This window comes from Dinoroseobacter sp. S76 (assembly GCF_049801095.1).
Classification (GTDB): domain Bacteria; phylum Pseudomonadota; class Alphaproteobacteria; order Rhodobacterales; family Rhodobacteraceae; genus Dinoroseobacter.
In genome coordinates, this window is record NZ_JBNAGH010000001.1 from 989,633 (window position 1) to 1,006,164 (window position 16,532).

General features: G+C 65.0%; 12 protein-coding genes. 4 read left to right on the forward strand and 8 right to left on the reverse strand.

The window, feature by feature from the left end:
* Positions 1-60 precede the first annotated feature (60 nt).
* The 7 genes from ACP153_RS04810 to ACP153_RS04840 all read right to left on the reverse strand — a co-directional run bounded on the left by ACP153_RS04810 (position 61) and on the right by ACP153_RS04840 (position 10,397).
* On the reverse strand, positions 61-3,228 hold the full coding sequence (locus ACP153_RS04810; protein ID WP_424969825.1) for an alpha-mannosidase: 3,168 nt from the start codon (positions 3,226-3,228) through the stop codon (positions 61-63).
* 63 nt (positions 3,229-3,291) lie between these two features.
* Complete coding sequence (locus ACP153_RS04815; RefSeq protein ID WP_424969826.1) at positions 3,292-5,016, reverse strand: ABC transporter ATP-binding protein; 1,725 nt, start codon at positions 5,014-5,016, stop codon at positions 3,292-3,294.
* 9 nt (positions 5,017-5,025) lie between these two features.
* Positions 5,026-5,955, reverse strand: a complete 930-nt coding sequence (locus ACP153_RS04820) for an ABC transporter permease (protein ID WP_424969827.1) — start codon at positions 5,953-5,955, stop codon at positions 5,026-5,028.
* On the reverse strand, positions 5,952-6,971 hold the full coding sequence (locus ACP153_RS04825) for an ABC transporter permease (protein WP_424969828.1): 1,020 nt from the start codon (positions 6,969-6,971) through the stop codon (positions 5,952-5,954). The genes ACP153_RS04820 and ACP153_RS04825 overlap by 4 nt, the downstream gene beginning before the upstream one ends.
* A 62-nt stretch (positions 6,972-7,033) precedes the next feature.
* The gene (locus ACP153_RS04830; RefSeq protein ID WP_424969829.1) at positions 7,034-7,813 is read right to left on the reverse strand and encodes a phytanoyl-CoA dioxygenase family protein; all 780 of its coding nucleotides are present in this window, start codon (positions 7,811-7,813) and stop codon (positions 7,034-7,036) included.
* A gap of 61 nt (positions 7,814-7,874) precedes the next feature.
* Positions 7,875-9,608: an ABC transporter substrate-binding protein gene (locus ACP153_RS04835; protein WP_424969830.1), complete on the reverse strand. Its 1,734-nt coding sequence runs from the start codon at positions 9,606-9,608 to the stop codon at positions 7,875-7,877.
* A gap of 102 nt (positions 9,609-9,710) precedes the next feature.
* Positions 9,711-10,397 carry an MBL fold metallo-hydrolase gene (locus ACP153_RS04840; protein WP_424969831.1) on the reverse strand — a complete coding sequence of 229 codons (687 nt, stop codon included), beginning with the start codon at positions 10,395-10,397 and terminating at the stop codon, positions 9,711-9,713.
* A gap of 161 nt (positions 10,398-10,558) precedes the next feature.
* Between ACP153_RS04840 and ACP153_RS04845 the strand changes: the two genes are divergently transcribed.
* Positions 10,559-11,005, forward strand: a complete 447-nt coding sequence (locus ACP153_RS04845) for a DMT family transporter (protein WP_424969832.1) — start codon at positions 10,559-10,561, stop codon at positions 11,003-11,005.
* Between the two features lie 22 nt (positions 11,006-11,027).
* Here ACP153_RS04845 and ACP153_RS04850 read toward each other — a convergent pair whose 3' ends face one another.
* Entirely contained in the window at positions 11,028-11,855 is an 828-nt protein-coding gene (locus ACP153_RS04850; protein ID WP_424969833.1) for a phytanoyl-CoA dioxygenase family protein, read from the reverse strand.
* Between the two features lie 89 nt (positions 11,856-11,944).
* On the opposite strand from ACP153_RS04850, the gene ACP153_RS04855 reads away from it, so the two are divergent.
* From ACP153_RS04855 to ACP153_RS04865, 3 genes are all read left to right on the forward strand, one after another.
* Positions 11,945-12,790: an AraC family transcriptional regulator gene (locus ACP153_RS04855; protein ID WP_424969834.1), complete on the forward strand. Its 846-nt coding sequence runs from the start codon at positions 11,945-11,947 to the stop codon at positions 12,788-12,790.
* 261 nt (positions 12,791-13,051) lie between these two features.
* Positions 13,052-14,023: a deoxyribose-phosphate aldolase gene (gene deoC, locus ACP153_RS04860; protein ID WP_424970014.1), complete on the forward strand. Its 972-nt coding sequence runs from the start codon at positions 13,052-13,054 to the stop codon at positions 14,021-14,023.
* Positions 14,024-14,067: 44 nt separating this feature from the next.
* Positions 14,068-16,410: an aldehyde dehydrogenase family protein gene (locus ACP153_RS04865; protein ID WP_424969835.1), complete on the forward strand. Its 2,343-nt coding sequence runs from the start codon at positions 14,068-14,070 to the stop codon at positions 16,408-16,410.
* The last annotated feature ends 122 nt before the right edge of the window (positions 16,411-16,532 follow it).

A 16,532-nucleotide genomic window follows, 5' to 3' on the forward strand; every position in this document is an offset into this window, starting at 1 on the left:
AAATCCGCGGGGGGCGCCCGGGCGGGGGGGGGGGGGCCCGCCCCCCCTCCACACCCGCCCTCAAACGCCGACCGGCACCACCCGCAGCGAGACGATCTCATAGGGCGTCAGATCCACGGTCGCGACGCGGTCCCGCAGCGCGACAGGCCCCAGATCCGCCTCGAGGATGGTGACCTTCCGCACCTCCGCCACATCGAACCCAAACCGCAGATCCACCGGCCCGCGCGTGCGCTCATTCTCGAAGATCCGCACGATATAGCCACGCCCATCCTCGGCCTGCTTGACCGTCTCGACCACGGTCGAGAAGCCCGATACGCCCACCATCTGGACCAAAGGCGCGGCCCCCTGCCCGCCCGACACAGGACGGCACAGAACCGGATTGTTCAGGACATAGCCGCTCTCGGTCACATCCGAGCGCCAATTCCCCTCATGGGGGAGCAGCGCATAGGTCATCTCATGGCGGCCCTGATCCTGCTCGGGATCCGGCATGGTCGCGGATTTCAGCAGGCTGAGCCGCATGACATTATCGCGGATATCATAGCCGTATTTGCAATCGTTGAGCAGGGCGACGCCGTAATTGCCCTCGCTCAGATCCGCCCATTTATGCCCCACGCTCTCGAACCGCGCCCAGTCCCAACTGGTGTTGGAATGGGTGCTCCGCTCCGTATTACCGAACTGGATGTCATAGGTCGCGCGCGGGCTGAAGACCGCGACCGGGAAGGCGCATTTCAGCAGGATGTGGGAGGCCTGCCAGTCCACCTCCGTCTTGAACTCGATCCGCTTGGAGTTGTGATGCAGGCAGATCCGCTGGGTGATGGTGGAGCCGCGCCAGTGATGTTCCACCTCAAGGCTTGCGCGCAGCGGGCCGCGTTCGGTGATCTCGAAGCGCACGGGCGCGTCGATCACCTCGCAGCGATCCTCGTAGAAGATGTCGATATCCCAGGCGTCCCAAACCATGGGCCTGTCCTCAAAGGCCAGAAGCTGGTTGCCAAAGGCGTCCTCGGCCAGCACCTCCCGCAGGGCGGTCTTGTCAAAAACAGAGACCAGCTGGCCGTTTGGCGCCACATGCACCCGGATCAGATCATTCTCAAGCACCGCGCCATCGGGGAACTCGGTGATCCGGAGCTCAGTCGGCTCCGGCGCCTCCTCCGACGGGCCAAGGCCAAGCGCCGCATAGCCCGGCAGAGCCGGCAGGTCGATCAGCGTGCCGCCCTCCACCCCTTGGGTCCGCAAGACCCGACCCGAGCGCAAATCCGCGAGGCCCGAGACCGCCGCCCCGATCCAGCCGATCCGATCCACCGAGAACCCCGTGGGGTTCACGGCCATGACCTCGGCCTCTGTGGGCATCTGCGTGCCCAGCGCCGTCAATGCGGCCTCCCGCAGGGCCGTGCCCGTCTCCATCACCTTCGCATAATCCCGCTCCGCATCCGCGAAAACCTCGGTGATCGAGGTCCCCGGCAGGATGTCATGGAACTGGTTGAGCAGCACGAGCTTCCACGCCTCCTCCAGCGCGGCGACGGGGTACTCCGCCCCCGTGGTCAACCCGGCGAGGCTCGCCAGAAACTCCACATCATGGAGCAGGATCTCCGCCTTGCGATTGGCCCGCTTGATCCGCGCCTGGCTTGTCAGAGTGCCGCGATGGAGCTCCAGATAAAACTCCCCGGACCAGGTGGGCAGGTCATGGGCGACCTCGGCCTCCACCCGTTCAAAGAAATCGCGCACCTTGCCCATCCGGACCCGCGGCGTGCCCGGCAGCGCATCATAGGCCCGCGCCGCATCGATCAGCTCCCGCGTCGGGCCGCCGCCACCATCGCCGTAGCCGAAGCAGGTGATCAGCTCCTGATGCAGGTGCTTCTGACGGAAATTCTCCCATGTGCCAAAGACCTCGCGCGCGGTCATCTCCGCCTTGTAGGTCGTGGGATGGGGCAGGTATTGCACGGTCGAGGGCGTCGTCAGGAAATGGCTCAGCACGCGGGAGCCATCGATCCCCTCCCACCAGAAGAGCTGGTTCGGCATCTGGTTATACTGGTTCCAGTTCAGCTTATTGGCCACGAACCATTTCATCCCGGCCTGCTTCATCAGCTGCGGCAAGGCGGCGGTGAACCCGAACGTATCGGGCAGCCAGAGCACGGGAGTCTCGGCCCCCTCGCCGAACTGGTCCTCGTAATAGCGCCGCCCGTACATGAGTTGCCGCACAAGGCTCTCACCGCCTGCAAGGTTGCAATCGGGCTCGACCCACATGCCCCCCATGGGCTCCCACCGGCCCTCGGCCACACGCGCCTTGATCCCCTCGAAGACCTGCGGATAGTCCTCGGCGGTCATCTCGTAGAGCACGGGCTGGGACTGGCTGAAATGGTAGTCCGGGTATTCCTCCATCAGGGCCAGAACGTTCGAGAAACTGCGCCCGCATTTGCGCCGGGTCTGATCCACCTGCCAGAGATAGGCGATGTCGATATGGGCGTGGCCGATGGCGAGGATGTCGACCTCCATCTCGCCGCGATACCCGGCAAGCGTGTCGCGAAACACCGCAAGCGCGCCGGGCACACTGTCATAGAAGGCGTCCGAGCGGATCGGGTCGCGCGTGTCGAGCTCCTTGAAACAGAGATCCAGCGCCCGCAGGATACGGCCCCGCGCGGTGTTGCCCTCCTCCATATGCCCTGCCACGTCGAGCGCGCGGGTCACGAGCGCCACAAGCTCCCGCGTGGGCGTGTCGATCTCGACCACGGCGCAGGGCTTCATGAAGAGCTTCTGTTTGGAGTTGCGGTCGGGGGGCCAACCGCTCAGCCCCGTCCAACCATGGAGCGCGAGCGTGTGACGCGCCCCGTCGCAGAGCCCCGGATCCAGATAGATCTCGTGATGCTGCCGGTCCGCCGAGGCGCAGCTCACCCCGTCGATATAGGCAAGCCCCTCCGGGTGGCAGAAAATATCCCCCGCAACCCCAAGCGGCAGGTGCAGCGCAACCGGACCATGGGCGCCAAACCCATCGGGCACGGCAAACTCCGAGCGCAGGACGAAATCCTGGCTCCAATCGCCCCAATAGCTGTCAAAGGGGATCTCATCCCAGCCGGAGGCATCCACATCCGCGCCCACCGGGGCGTCGGCCAAGGGGCCGGACAGCGGCAGGTAGCGAAAGGGCGGGATCAGAGAGGCGCGGCGATGGACCAGCGGCGTGATCAGCGGCAAACGGCTGAGGATCTTTTGCTCGGTCCAGAAAATCTGGTGCTTCATGGGCTCCTGTCATGCCTTTCGGTCCCGGCCCCCTCAGGCCCTCCGCTCATAGCGCGGCCCAGGTTAAGAGAGAACAAATCCCGGCACCTCCCCGCGGATCACCGTCTCGGTCGAGCGCGCGATTTCGGCCAGACGGGCCGCATCCGCCGCCTCATCTGCATGGCCCCAGTCGCGCCCGAGATCCGGCCACGGGATCGCCTCGATCAGCATCTGGGTATAGGGGTGCTGCGGGTCACCAATCACCTGTTTCGGCGGGCCCGCCTCAACCACATGGCCGTGATAAAGCACCATCACGTAGTCGCTCACATGGTAGGCCGTGGCGAGGTCATGGGTGATATAGAGGATCGAGATGCCGTAGCGGTCCTTCAGGTCGTAGATGTTCTTGAGGATCGTCGCGCGCAGCGAGGCATCGACCATGGAGACCGGCTCATCGGCGATGAGCAGCTTCGGCTCCAGCATGAGCGCGCGGGCCACGATCAGGCGCTGACGCTGTCCGCCCGAGAGCTCATGGGGAAAGCGGCGCAGGATGAGCTGCCCGTCAAGCCCCACGGCCTCGCAGGCCTCGATCATCTTAGCCTCAACCTCGGCGTCCGAAGAACCAAGGCCGAAGCGTTTATAGGGAAACTTCAGGGCGTGATCGACCCGGTAGAACGGGTTGAAGCAGGCATAGGGGTCCTGGAACACCGCCTGCACGGATTTGCGGAACTCCAGCCGCTCGGCGGCGGAGTGTTTGGCGATGTCGTCCCCCTCAAAAAGGACCTGCCCCGAACTTGGCGGATTGAACCCCAGCATCAGGCTGCCCATGGTCGATTTGCCCGAACCGGACTGCCCGACAATCGAGATGATCTTCGGCTTCTCGCCATCCAGCGCGAAACTCATCGGATGGAGCGCGGTGACGTCTCCATAGACCTTTGAAACGGATTTGAACTCCAGAAGCGGCACGCCTTCCTTGCCGCGTTTGACCGGCGCGGCACCGACCTCGGCATCGAGAAAACTCTCGCCACCCACCAAGGGCACCGAGGAAATCAGCTGCTTGGTATAGGGATGCTCGGGCGCCTCGAGAATCTGCTGCACCGAGCCATGCTCGACCAGCACACCGTCCTTGAGCACCGCAAGCTCATCCACCGATTGCGCCATGAGCCCCATATCGTGCCCGATCAGGATCAGACCGGAGCCAATCCGCGCCTGCACATCTTTCAGCGTCTGCATCACATGGCGCTGGGTCACCACGTCGAGGGCCGAGGTCGGCTCATCCGCGATGATCAGTTCCGGGTTCAGGGACACGCCCAGCGCGATGCAGACCCGCTGCTTCATCCCACCCGAGAGCTCATGCGGGTAAAGCCGCCCGGTCCGCGCCGGCAGGCCGACGCTCTCAAGGCAGGCATCCGAGCGGCGCTTCAGCTCCGCCGCATCGGTCTTGCCCTCATGGGCGATGATGCCGTCCCAGATCTGGTTCTCGATCCGCATGATCGGGTTCAGCGAATTCATCGCCCCTTGCGGGATGTAGCTGACGCGGCTGAGCCGGGTCAGGCGCATCTCTTCCTCGCTGAGCGCGAGCATATCCGTCTCGCCGAGCTGGATGGCGCCACTGGCCACGCGCCCCGAGCCGCCGAGCATCCGCATCACCGAGAGCGCCGTGGTGGTCTTGCCCGAGCCGCTCTCGCCTATGAAGCCGACCCGGATGCCCGGGCGGATCTTGAGCGACAGTTTCGTGACCGCATGGACCACCCCTCGTGCTGTGGGGAAGTCGATGGAAAGATCCGTGAGTTCGAGGACATGTTTGTTCATGAGGCGACCTCAGATCTTGCGCAGGCGCGGGTTGGAGACCTCATCGAGGCCGAGATTGATCAAGAGAAGCGCGATAAACATAGTCGCCAGCAGCATCGTGGGCAGCCCCCACCACCACCAGAGGTTCTGGATCAGCGCGCCGGAATTGATCGCGTCATAGATCACCCGGCCCAGGGTCGGGATCCGCTGCGGGCCGAGGCCCAGGACCTCCAGCCCCACGGCGGTGACGATGGCGGTGGTCACGTTGGCGATGAAGGATCCGAAGAGGTACGGGATCAGGTTCGGCAACATCTCCTTGAACATAATGTGGAAGGTCGAGGCCCCCGAGAGCTGCGCCATCTGCACATAGCCCGAGCGCTTCATGGACAGGACCTGCGCCCGGATCAGGCGCGTAGGGGATTGCCACATGAAGCCCGCGATCAGGAAGGCCATCATCACAAGGCTTACGTCTCCGAAGGCCGACTGGAACACCACAAGGATCAGGAGCGGCGGGATCGTGATCATCACGTCCGAGAGCACGCGGATCGTGTCATCCACACGGCCCCCGACAAACCCGGCGGAGAAGCCGAGGAAGATCCCGAGGCTCATGCCGATGATCGAGGCAATCGCGCCGATCATCAGGGTGTTGGGCGTGCCGATGATCAGCATCGCCAGCATGTCGCGCCCGGCCCCGTCGGTGCCAAGCGGGAATTCCGCGACGCCTTCCTGACGGCGCAGGTTCTCAAACCCGAGCGGCGGCAGTTTCAGCGGCGTGGAGCCGGTGAAGACCAGGTCCGTATCCCAGACCATCCGCCCGATGATCCCGCCAAGGATGATCACCAGCAGGATGCCGACGCCCCAGAGGAGCTTGGGATTGAACCACGGATTGTCGAAGCGATTGAAGCGCGAGACCGGGGCGGCATTGGCCTCGGCCGTTTGCTGGTTGACGGAGTCGGTCATGCCGCGGCCTCCTCGGACAGACGGATCCGCGGGTCGATCAGCGGATAGATCAGATCGACGAGGAAGACCGAAAGCGCGGTCATCAGGATGATGATGTAGCTGACCCCTTGAATAACGGCGAAGTCCTGATCGAGGATCGCGTCATAGAGGAGCTTGCCCATCCCATTATAGCCAAAGATCCGCTCCACCAGGATCTGGCCGGAGACCAGCAGCCCGATCTTGAGGGCGAAGGCGGTGATCTGCGGCAGGATCGCATTCCGAACCATGTATTTGTAAAGGACATAGCGCGGCTTGAGGCCCTTGGCCTTGGCGAGGTTTACGTAGTCCTCCCCTTGCACCGAGATCATCAGCCCGCGCATCCCGAGGGTCCAGAAGCCGAAGGTCACCACGATGATCGAGAGCGCAGGGAGCGTGCCGTGTTCGATCACCGAGGAGATGAAGGCCCAGTCCCAGCCGGGCTCCACCGTCAAGCCGTAGCTGCCCGTGAGCGGCAACCACCGCAGCGTGATCGAGAAGATATACATCAGCAGCAGCCCCGACAGGATCGGCGGAATCGAGGTGAAGATCATGAAGGTCGGGATCACCACCTTCCAGATCTTCGGCGTCCGCTCCCAGACCATGAAGGCGCCCAGCGCGTTGCCGATGAGGAAGGTGATCACCACCGACAGGATCATCAGGCCCAGCGTCCAGGGCAGCGCCTGCGCGATCAGCACGGAAACCGGGGTCGGGAAGGATGCGGTGGAGATCCCGAGATTGAAGGTCAGCAGGTTGCCCATGTATTTGAGGTACTGCACGATCAGCGGATCGTTCAGCCCGAAATCCGCGCGCAGCTGGGCGAGGATCGCCTCGCTATCGGCCACCGCGCCGCCCCCGGCCGCCATACGGCTGAGCATGATCTCCGCCGGGTCCACGGGGGAGAACCGCGGGATCAGCCAGATCAGCGTCGCCGCGATGAAGACCGTCAGCACGAAGGTGATCGTGCGGTTGAGCAGATAGCTCCGTGGAATGCCAAACATGGCAGCCCTCCCCCCTCTCAAAGTGATGTGCAGGACGCCGCGCGGCGTCCCGCCGTCGCGCCTCAGGCGGCTGCAGCGCTCGCGCGGCTCGCGTGGTGGTTCCAGCCGCGCAGAACCATGCGCTCGTCCGGATGGGTGTTGCCTTCCACCACCCGGTCCTGACCGTCATACATCTGTACCAGCACGGTCTTGCGGGTCCGGTCCGATCGGTTCGGCATGGAGCCATGCAGGGTCAGATAGTGAAAGAACACCACATCCCCGGCCCTGGCCTCGAGGATCTTGGCCTCCTCGATCGGATATCGGTCGAGCGTGGCGTTGGACTGGCGCCCATCGGCCCCCTCGATCCGGCCCAGCTTGTGAGAGCCCGGGTAAACCCGCAGGCAGCCCATCTCATCCGTGGCATCGCTCACATGGACAATCGCCGCGATCATCCGGTCCTGCTCGGTCGGGAAATAGGGCCAGTCCTGATGCATGGGAAAAGGCGCCCCGGCCTCCGCCGGTTTCTGGAAGAGCTTGGAATGGTGCAGCACGATGTCGGGGCCAAGGATCTCTTCGGCGACATCGAGAAACCCGTCATCGAGAAAGGCGTTGAGCCAGCTACGGGAATACTTCTGCACATTATGGGTGTGCAGGATCTTGTCGCCGGCCCGGGCCAGACGAGCGGTCTCGTCACCCTCCCATGTGGCATCCACCTGTTCGCCAGAGCGCAACAACTGCCCGACGATACGGTCAAAATCCGTGGCCAACGGAGCCAACTGGCTTGCGCTCAGCAGGCCCTTTGCGTGGTAATAGCCATTCTCTTCAAAAAAGCGCCCGATCTCGGATGTGGATCTGTCGGACATGGGTCCTCTCCCTTGGATACATCCCCGGGCAGGACCATCCCGCCCGGGGCATTCTCTCAGATCAGTTCGCCTTCTCGAGGTTGTGAATGATCTGATGCGTGTGGTTCCACCAGAAGAACGGGTGGTTGTAATAGTTCTCAGAGGTCGGCCAACCGGTCCAATAGGTCGTGTTCATCGGCAAAAGCTTCGCCGACTGCACGAGCGGGATAAACGGCACCTCCGCATCGAGATACTGATAGGCCTCGGCGACAAGCGTCGGCACTTCAGGATCCCCCAGGGGCAGCCCGCCGATCTTGTCCACCAGCGCGCTATAGGCCTCGGCGCCCGGACCATCCCAGCGCGAGGTGTTGTTGAACCCGGGGCTCCGCTCGCCCACGGGCACCACATCCTTCACCGTATAGCGCCCCATGGAGGCCCAAGGCTCGTTCACCGACCCGCAAGAGAGCCAGCTATAGGACATCTCGAACCCGCCAAAAGGCAGGACCTCGCCCCAGAACACCCCGTTTTCCACGGGCACCGACTTGGCCTGAATGCCCGCGCGGGTCAGCTGCTCGGCGATCACATCGATGGTGCGGGTGTACTCGGTGGAGGCGGAGTTCACGTGGATATCCACGCTCAGGACCTCACCATCCTTCTCATAGAGCCCGTCGCCATTCTTGGCCCAGCCCTCGCCCTCGATCAGCGCCGCCGCCGCGTCGAGATCCGGCGCATCCGACAGACCAAAGCCCGCCGCCTTTACTGCATCGATGAAGGGCGCCATCGAACCATACTGCGCGAACATCGTCTCCGAGGCGACCGTCGCCCCCTCGGCAGCCACATTCACGATCTGGTTGCGGTCGATGATCATCGCCACGGCCTTGCGCATATTGGCGTTGTCCCAGGGCGCGATGGTGGTGTTGATCTCCAGCTGGCGCGCACAGGGATCGGCGGCCGCGTAAGGGTAGTCCGGGTACCAGGCGATCACCGCCGGGTTCTGGAACTTGATCGCCTCAAATGTCCCGACCGACACGTTCTGGGACGCATCGAGCTGGTTCGTCGCCATGAGCTGCGCGCGGCTCTCCTCCCCGCCGGTCTCCAGCCAGATCAGGCGCTGGGGCTCGGGCAGATCCATGAAGCCCGACTTTGCGCCCCACCAATCATCATTGCGGTCCCAGATCGCCCGGTTCGTGGCGCTGGACGTATACGTATAGGGCCCGGTCCCGATGGGCGGGAAGAAGGCGAAGGTCGCCGGGTCCTGCCCGTTCCAGACATGCTCCGGCATGATCAGAAAGGAGCCAAAGATCCGCACCCCGAAATTCTCGACAAGGAAGCGCGGGTTGGGCGCGTTCAGAGTAAACCGCACGGTCAGGTCATCGACCTTCTCCACAGAGGCCACCTGGGCCCGGATCGTTGCGGCCTCGCGCGAGGAAATCTCGCTGTTCTCAAGGGCCATGGAGACAGTGAAAACAACGTCATCAGCGTTGAATGCCTCACCATCGGACCATTCCACACCTTCGCGCAGTGAGATCGTGAAAACGTCATTGCTGTCATTGCCCTCAAACCCGCTGGCCAGCCAGGGGTCGAGCTCGCCCGTGCCGTAATTCAGGATGAAGAGCGGCTCCCACATGGCCTGATGCGCGCCATGCATGCGCTTGGTGCCGGGGGTGAACCAGTTGAAATTCTCAGGATCCTTGATGGTTCGGTCGAGATCGAAGATCACCGTATCCTCGCGGGCCACATCCTGAGCCAGGGCGGCCCCGCTGGTGGCGGCCAGCGCCGCAATCGAGATCGAAAGCAAGCTGCGTCTGAGGGTCATATCTGTTCTCCTGTTGTCGTGATCCGGCTTGGGTGCCGGTTGTTTTAAAAGGGTGGACGCTTGACAGAATGTCGCAGCTCCGCCGAGGATCAACCCCTGCGGTCAGCCTTCCGGTCGCACATAGTCCATGACAAGCACCCGTGTGTCCGGGGTCAGGTCCGATCTGGTAATCTCCGCATGGGCGCCGAAGGCGAAATCCACCTGCCCGTCGTCAAAATGGCTCAAAAAGCTCTCGATCCACATGGTGTTACGGGGCCGGTAGGTGAGCGTGCGGAAATGCATCGGGATCACCAACTTCGGCTTGGCCTTGTGGATCATCGTCATCAGATCCGGCAACTCGATGGTCAGATACCCGCCCGCCAGCGCCAAAAGGACATCCACATCTTCGAAAAACGCGATCTGATCCTCGGTGAGCGGGTTTCCCACATCGCCCATATGGGCGATCTGCATCCCGTCCATCTCGAACCGGTACATTCCGTTCTGGCCTGGCACACCGCGGGGGTGATGCTCCCATTCCGCGGCTTCGACCGCGCGGATCTCGCGCCCGGCCACGGTTTGAACCCCGCCATGATCCAGCGCCACATTGAGCGCGTTACACACCGCAGGCGCGCCGGGGATCAGGTCCGCCCGGCAATGGGCGTCATCGTCATCAGACGAGATGACCACCAGATCGGCGCTTTCGGTGATGGGCGCATAGCCCACGCCTTCGGGCGTATAGGGGTCCGTGATGACCGAGCCCTTGGCATCGCTCAGCCGGAACGCCGCATGGCCAAACCATGTGATATTCATGAACGCCCTTCCCCTCCCAAAGTCGGTGCGCGAGATTTTTGCATAGGTATGCAAACACCGTGAATGAACCATAGCGCCCGGATCAAAGCAAGCCTCTTCGTCAGACCTAGTGCCCTCGCGCGCAACGTGGTTCTCTCTGCGCAGAGAAAAGGACACCCATCATGAGCATCACCTATTGGCTCGCCCTCGGGGCCGTCGCCCTGGGGGGCGCGGGCATTGCGACCCAAGCCCCGATCAACGCAACTCTCGCCCGCAGCGCCGGCGATCCGGTGGCCACCGCTGCGATCTCTTTCGGCGTGGGCTTCATCGTGCTCAGCGCGATCACCCTGGCCCGGGGCACCGTGCCCAGTTGGGAGGCGCTCGCCCCGTTGCCCTGGTGGGCCTGGACCGGCGGCGCCCTCGGCGCGATCTATGTCTGCGCGGCCGCCTGGAGCGCGGACCGCATCGGGGTCGTCTCTCTCGTGGCGGCTCTGGTCTTCGGCCAGCTGATCGCGGCCCTGATCCTCGATGCGATCGGCGCCTTTGGCATGGCTGCTCGCGAGATCAGCCCAACCCGGATCCTCGCGGTCCTCATGGTGGCAGGCGGGCTGCTCCTGTCGCGGGTCTGAGCGCGGCTCCGACGTCAGCGCCCTAGTTGCCGCCTAGATTTCGGGGGCTGTTTTCCGGCGAGACATCATTGCCTCGGGGCCGGGCATGGTGGCGCCAATGGCCCGACGGGTCCGTGCCCCGGCAGAGGATCGCCTCGACCCCCTGGGCCCAGGCGGCGTCGGTCATCCGCACCTCCGGCGGGCAATAGCGGATCGTCAGACCACAGCGGCGGCGCGCGCTGAGATTGGGCGCCGAGCCATGGGCCAGCATATCCGCATGGACCGACATCTCCCCCGCGCGCAGGGCGTTGGTCACCGGCGCGCCGAGGCTCTCGGTCTCGACAAGCTCCTTGTTGAGCACGCCGCCTTCCGAGGCCCGCCAGTCCAGCGCGCCCTTGTCATGGCTGCGCGGGATGAACTGCATTGCGGCATTTTCCGCATCGGTGTCGTCGATGGCCAGCCAGACCGTCACCGTCCGCGCCGGAGCCAGATGCCAGAAGGCCGCGTCCTGGTGCCAGGGCACATGTTTCGGATCCCCGGGCAGCTTGCAGAAGAAATGTGAGGCCCAGCAGACGATGTTGGGCCCGACCAGATCCTCGACCACATCGAGAATCGCCGGGGCCGTGCAAAGGTCCCAGATCGCCTGGGCACGGGCCTGGTAGCAGTTGATCGCATAGGCCCCGTCGCGACCAAGTCCGGCAAGCAGCCCGTCGAATGTGACGCGATTGGCCTCGGCCTGGCTGGGCGAGAAGGCCCGGAGCCCCGTCAGATACCCTTCGCGATTGTAGTGCGCGATCTGGTCGGGGCTGAGCGTACGGGGGTGCGGTGTTTGAACCGGCGCGAAGGAGAGATCGGGCGATGTGTCAAGCATGGGGGATCCTTTCGCGGCCCAGTATTCCTCTGTTCCTGCGACTATTCTCGCGCTATTTTTCCCTAAACCTCCTCTGCATTGACCTTCTCATGTCTCTGACCCTGCGCCACCGGGACTATCTGAGCCCACCCACCGCCTTTCACTTTGCTCGCGTGACGCTTGGGGAGGGGCCAAGTCCTGCGCCCCATGGGCAGGATTTCCATGAGCTGTTCTATGTGACCGACGGGAGTGTGCAGCACCGGATCAACGGCACGCGGATGTCCTTGGACCCTCGGGCCCTGTGCTTTGTCCGACCGCAGGACCGCCACGGGCTGAGCGGGCCCGCGCAGCTGGTGAATGTGCTGGTGGCGCCGGACAGCCTCGCGCATCTGGTTGCGCGCTACCCGGAGCTGGCAGGGCGCACGTTCTGGAGCGATGGGGCGCGGCCCGTGACCCTGAACCTTGATGCGGATCAGGCCGCCATGATGACCCAGGCGCTCGCGCGGCTCGAGGCGGGGCCCCGGAGCCAGCTCGCGATCGAAGCGCTGCTGCTGGAGCTGCACACGCGGATCCTGCGCCCCCTGCCCGCACTGCCCGGCGGCTTGCCGGGGTGGCTGACGCGCACCCTGCGCGCGGCGGAGGACCCGGCCGTCTTTGCCCGTGGTCCCGCCGCCTTGGCCGAGATCGCCGGGAAGTCTCCGGCCTATCTGGCGCGCAGTTTCCGAGCGCATCTGGGGGCAACACCGACAGAATGGATCAATGCCCGGCGGATGGCCCATGCAGCGCGGCTGATGACCGGGACCGATCTGAGCCTGACCCGGGTGGCCGAGGCCTGCGGTATTGAGACGCCCAGTCACTTTCACGCCCTCTTCAAAGCCCATCACGGCGCGCCCCCGGCCAAATGGAGGCGCGCCCATCGGCGCGACATCGTGCAACCGCCGAAGCGCGCAAAGTGAGATCCCCCGGCGCGGTCCGCATGCGGACCGCGGGGACCCGCATCACTGGACCGTCCTGCCCGGAAGGGGGCGAACCCGGTCGTGTGGGCGCGTCCGCGCGGGGCGCGCAGCGGACCGCGCCACCGAACGCCGAGAGCCGCCGGGACGTCGCGGCGCGCTTGCGCCCCTCCGCGCCCCGTGTCAGCCTCAGTCCAAGCAGCAGGAGACCCTATCGTGAGCAACACCGAACCCGGCCCCACCACCACAGGCCAGCAGGTTGACTTGCACCGCGCGCATTTGCCGGAGGCCGGTTTACCGCGCAATCCGGGCATGGCGCTCGATCTCGACTGGGTGCGCGCGGTTGCGGTGAATACCTCCGCCGTGGAGCGTCGGGCCGCGACCCTGCCCGGGCGGCGGTCGGTCAAGAAGGACTATCAGGCAGCCTGGCTCCTCAAGGCGATCACCCTGATTGATCTGACGACCCTTGCGGGCGATGACACACCGGGCCGTGTGCAGCGCCTCTGCGCCAAGGCGCGTCAGCCCGTGGATCCCGAGATCCTGAACGCCCTCGGGATGGGACCGATCACCACCGGCGCGGTCTGCGTCTATCACGACATGGTCGAAGTGGCCGTCGAGGCGCTTGAGGGCTCGGGCATTCCGGTCGCGGCGGTCTCTACGGGGTTTCCCGCCGGCCTCTCGCCCTTTCATCTCCGCGTGGCCGAGATCGAGGAGAGCGTGGCCGCCGGAGCCGACGAGATCGACATCGTCATTTCGCGCCGCCACGTCCTGACCGGGAATTGGCAGGCACTCTATGACGAGATGCGCGCCTTTCGCGCGGCCTGCGGACCGGCCCATGTGAAGGCAATCCTGGCGACAGGGGAGCTTGGGACCCTCGGCAACGTGGCCAGGGCCAGCCTGATCTGCATGATGGCAGGCGCGGATTTCATCAAGACCTCAACCGGCAAGGAAGGGGTCAACGCGACCCTGCCCGTGAGCCTGACAATGATCCGCGCGATCCGCGACTATGAGGCCGCGACGGGCATCAAGGTGGGCTACAAGCCTGCGGGCGGGATCTCCAAGGCGAAGGACGCGTTGGTCTATCTGAGCCTTTTGAAGGAGGAGCTCGGGGATCGCTGGCTGCAGCCGGATCTCTTCCGTTTCGGCGCCTCCTCGCTTTTGGGGGATATCGAGCGGCAGCTCGAGCATCATGTCACCGGGGCCTATTCCGCGGCCCACCGGCACGCGCTTGGGTGAGGGCGGGTTATGAGTATTTGGGGAACAATGAAGGGGCCTGCGCAATGACGATCAAGGAGATCTTCGAGACGATGGAGTATGGCCCGGCACCGGAGGATGACGGCCCCGCAAAGGCCTGGCTGGACGCCCATGACAGGGTCTTTGGCTGCTTTATCGGCGGCGCGTTCCTGGCCGCGGGGAAGACCTTTGCCACGGCCAATCCGGCCCGTGCGCAGGAGCTCGCACAGGTCACGCAAGCCAGCGTCGCGGATGTGGACGCGGCTGTTGCCGCCGCGCGCAAGGCGCAACCGGGCTGGGCCAAGCTCGGCGGCGCCGGGCGCGCGCGGGTGCTCTATGCGCTGGCGCGGCTCTTGCAGAAACACGCGCGGCTTTTTGCGGTGCTCGAGACGCTCGATAATGGCAAGCCCATCCGCGAAAGCCGGGATATCGACATCCCCCTCGCCCAGCGGCATTTCTACTACCATGCGGGCATGGCCGCCCTGATGGAGGAGGAGCTGCCCGATCGCGCGCCGCTGGGTGTCTGCGGGCAGATCGTGCCGTGGAACTTCCCGCTGCTGATGCTCGCTTGGAAAATCGCGCCGGCCCTGGCCATGGGCAACACGGTGGTTCTGAAACCAGCCGAGTGGACACCGCTTACGGCGCTGCTCTTTGCCGAGATCTGCGGCGAGGCGGGGGTGCCGCCCGGTGTGGTGAACATCGTCACGGGGGATGGCGCGACCGGGGCGGCGCTGGTGGCGCATCCGGATGTGGACAAGATCGCCTTCACTGGCTCCACCGAGGTGGGGCGCGAGATCCGGCGCGCGACGGCGGGCACAGGCAAGGCGCTGACGCTCGAGCTGGGGGGGAAATCTCCTTACATCGTCTTCGAAGACGCGGATCTCGATTCAGCGGTCGAAGGGCTGGTGGATGCGATCTGGTTCAACCAGGGGCAGGTCTGCTGCGCGGGCTCGCGGCTGCTCGTGCAGGAGGGGATCGCAGAGGCGTTCCATGACAAACTGCGCGCCCGGATGGAGACCCTGCGCATTGGCGATCCGCTTGATAAGTGCATCGATGTGGGGGCGATGGTCGATCCGGCCCACTGCGCCAAGGTTGCGGCCATGGTGGCCAGCAGCGGTGGCGCGGTGCATCAGCCCGGCGCGGTGCCTGCAGAGGGGGCCTACTACCCTCCGACCCTGATCACCGGCTTGTCCCCGGCGGATCCGCTGATGCGGGACGAGGTTTTTGGCCCGGTGCTGGTCTCCACGACCTTCCGCACGCCGGCGGAGGCGCTGCAAGTGGCCAATGCCACGCGCTATGGGCTGGCCGCAACGCTCTGGTCCGAGGATATCAACCGCGCCCTGGATATTGCTCCCAAGCTCGCGGCGGGCGTGGTTTGGGTCAATGCCACGAACCTCTTTGACGCGGCGGCGGGCTTTGGCGGCGTCCGGGAGAGCGGGTTTGGCCGCGAAGGGGGCTGGGAGGGCCTGCGGGCCTATACCCGGTCCAAGGACGACACCAAGCCGTTGAAGCCGCGCGCGCCGGTGGCAGCACCCGCTGCGCCCAAGGCAGACGGGATCGACCGGACGGCCAAGATGTATATCGGCGGCAAGCAGGCCCGGCCTGATAGCGGCTATTCCCGGGCCATCTGGTCGCCCAAGGGGCGGCTTCTGGGCCATGCGCCCGAGGGCAACCGCAAGGATATCCGCAACGCCGTGGAAGCTGCGACCGGGGCCGCCAGCTGGGGCCGGACGACCGGGCATCTGCGGGCGCAGATCCTCTATTACGTGGCCGAAAACCTCTCGGCGCGGGCCGACGAGTTCGCAGCCCGACTCAAGGAGATGACGGGCGCGCGGGAGCCTGCGACCAAGGCGGAGGTCGCGGCCTCGGTGGACCGGCTCTTCACCTATGCGGCTTGGGCGGACAAGTATGACGGGGCGGTCAAGCCTGTGCCCCTGCGCGGTGTGGCGCTGGCCATGCCGGAACCGGTCGGGGTGATCGGAGCCTTTGCGCCGGAGGACGCGCCGCTTCTGGGGGCCGTCTCGATCCTTGGGGCCACGCTGGCCATGGGGAACCGGCTGGTGCTGGTGCCCTCCTTCCCGTTCCCGCTGGCCGTGACGGACCTCTATCAGGTGCTGGATACGTCCGATGTGCCCGCCGGGGTCGTCAATATCGTGACCGGGTCGCCCGAGGCGCTGGCCAAGCCTCTCGCGAGCCATCTCGGGGTCGATGCGGTCTGGAACTTCTCGGGCGCGGAGATCTCGGCGCAGATCGAGGCAGAGGCCGCCGGGAACCTCAAGCGCAGCTGGGTGTGCCATGGAACGGCGCGGGATTGGACCAAAGCCGATGCCCGAACTTTTCTGGCCGAAGCAACCGAGACGAAGACCATCTGGGTGCCCTACGGCGCGTGATCCTGGGCGCCTTCGCCCGCGGCGAAGGCGCGGACACGCTCTGTTTCTGGCGGTTCCGAGTGCTGAGCCGAAGGGCTTCTGGGCGGGTCCGCGGGGTCGGGGGGACCGCCCCCGCCCCCCGC

Coding starts and splice junctions, on each gene's coding strand:
- ACP153_RS04810 (WP_424969825.1), bottom strand. CDS start 3,228: ATGAAGCACCAGATTTTCTGGACCGAGCAAAAGATCCTCAGCCGTTTG.
- ACP153_RS04815 (WP_424969826.1), bottom strand. CDS start 5,016: ATGAACAAACATGTCCTCGAACTCACGGATCTTTCCATCGACTTCCCC.
- ACP153_RS04820 (WP_424969827.1), bottom strand. CDS start 5,955: ATGACCGACTCCGTCAACCAGCAAACGGCCGAGGCCAATGCCGCCCCG.
- ACP153_RS04825 (WP_424969828.1), bottom strand. CDS start 6,971: ATGTTTGGCATTCCACGGAGCTATCTGCTCAACCGCACGATCACCTTC.
- ACP153_RS04830 (WP_424969829.1), bottom strand. CDS start 7,813: ATGTCCGACAGATCCACATCCGAGATCGGGCGCTTTTTTGAAGAGAAT.
- ACP153_RS04835 (WP_424969830.1), bottom strand. CDS start 9,608: ATGACCCTCAGACGCAGCTTGCTTTCGATCTCGATTGCGGCGCTGGCC.
- ACP153_RS04840 (WP_424969831.1), bottom strand. CDS start 10,397: ATGAATATCACATGGTTTGGCCATGCGGCGTTCCGGCTGAGCGATGCC.
- ACP153_RS04845 (WP_424969832.1), top strand. CDS start 10,559: ATGAGCATCACCTATTGGCTCGCCCTCGGGGCCGTCGCCCTGGGGGGC.
- ACP153_RS04850 (WP_424969833.1), bottom strand. CDS start 11,855: ATGCTTGACACATCGCCCGATCTCTCCTTCGCGCCGGTTCAAACACCG.
- ACP153_RS04855 (WP_424969834.1), top strand. CDS start 11,945: ATGTCTCTGACCCTGCGCCACCGGGACTATCTGAGCCCACCCACCGCC.
- ACP153_RS04865 (WP_424969835.1), top strand. CDS start 14,068: ATGACGATCAAGGAGATCTTCGAGACGATGGAGTATGGCCCGGCACCG.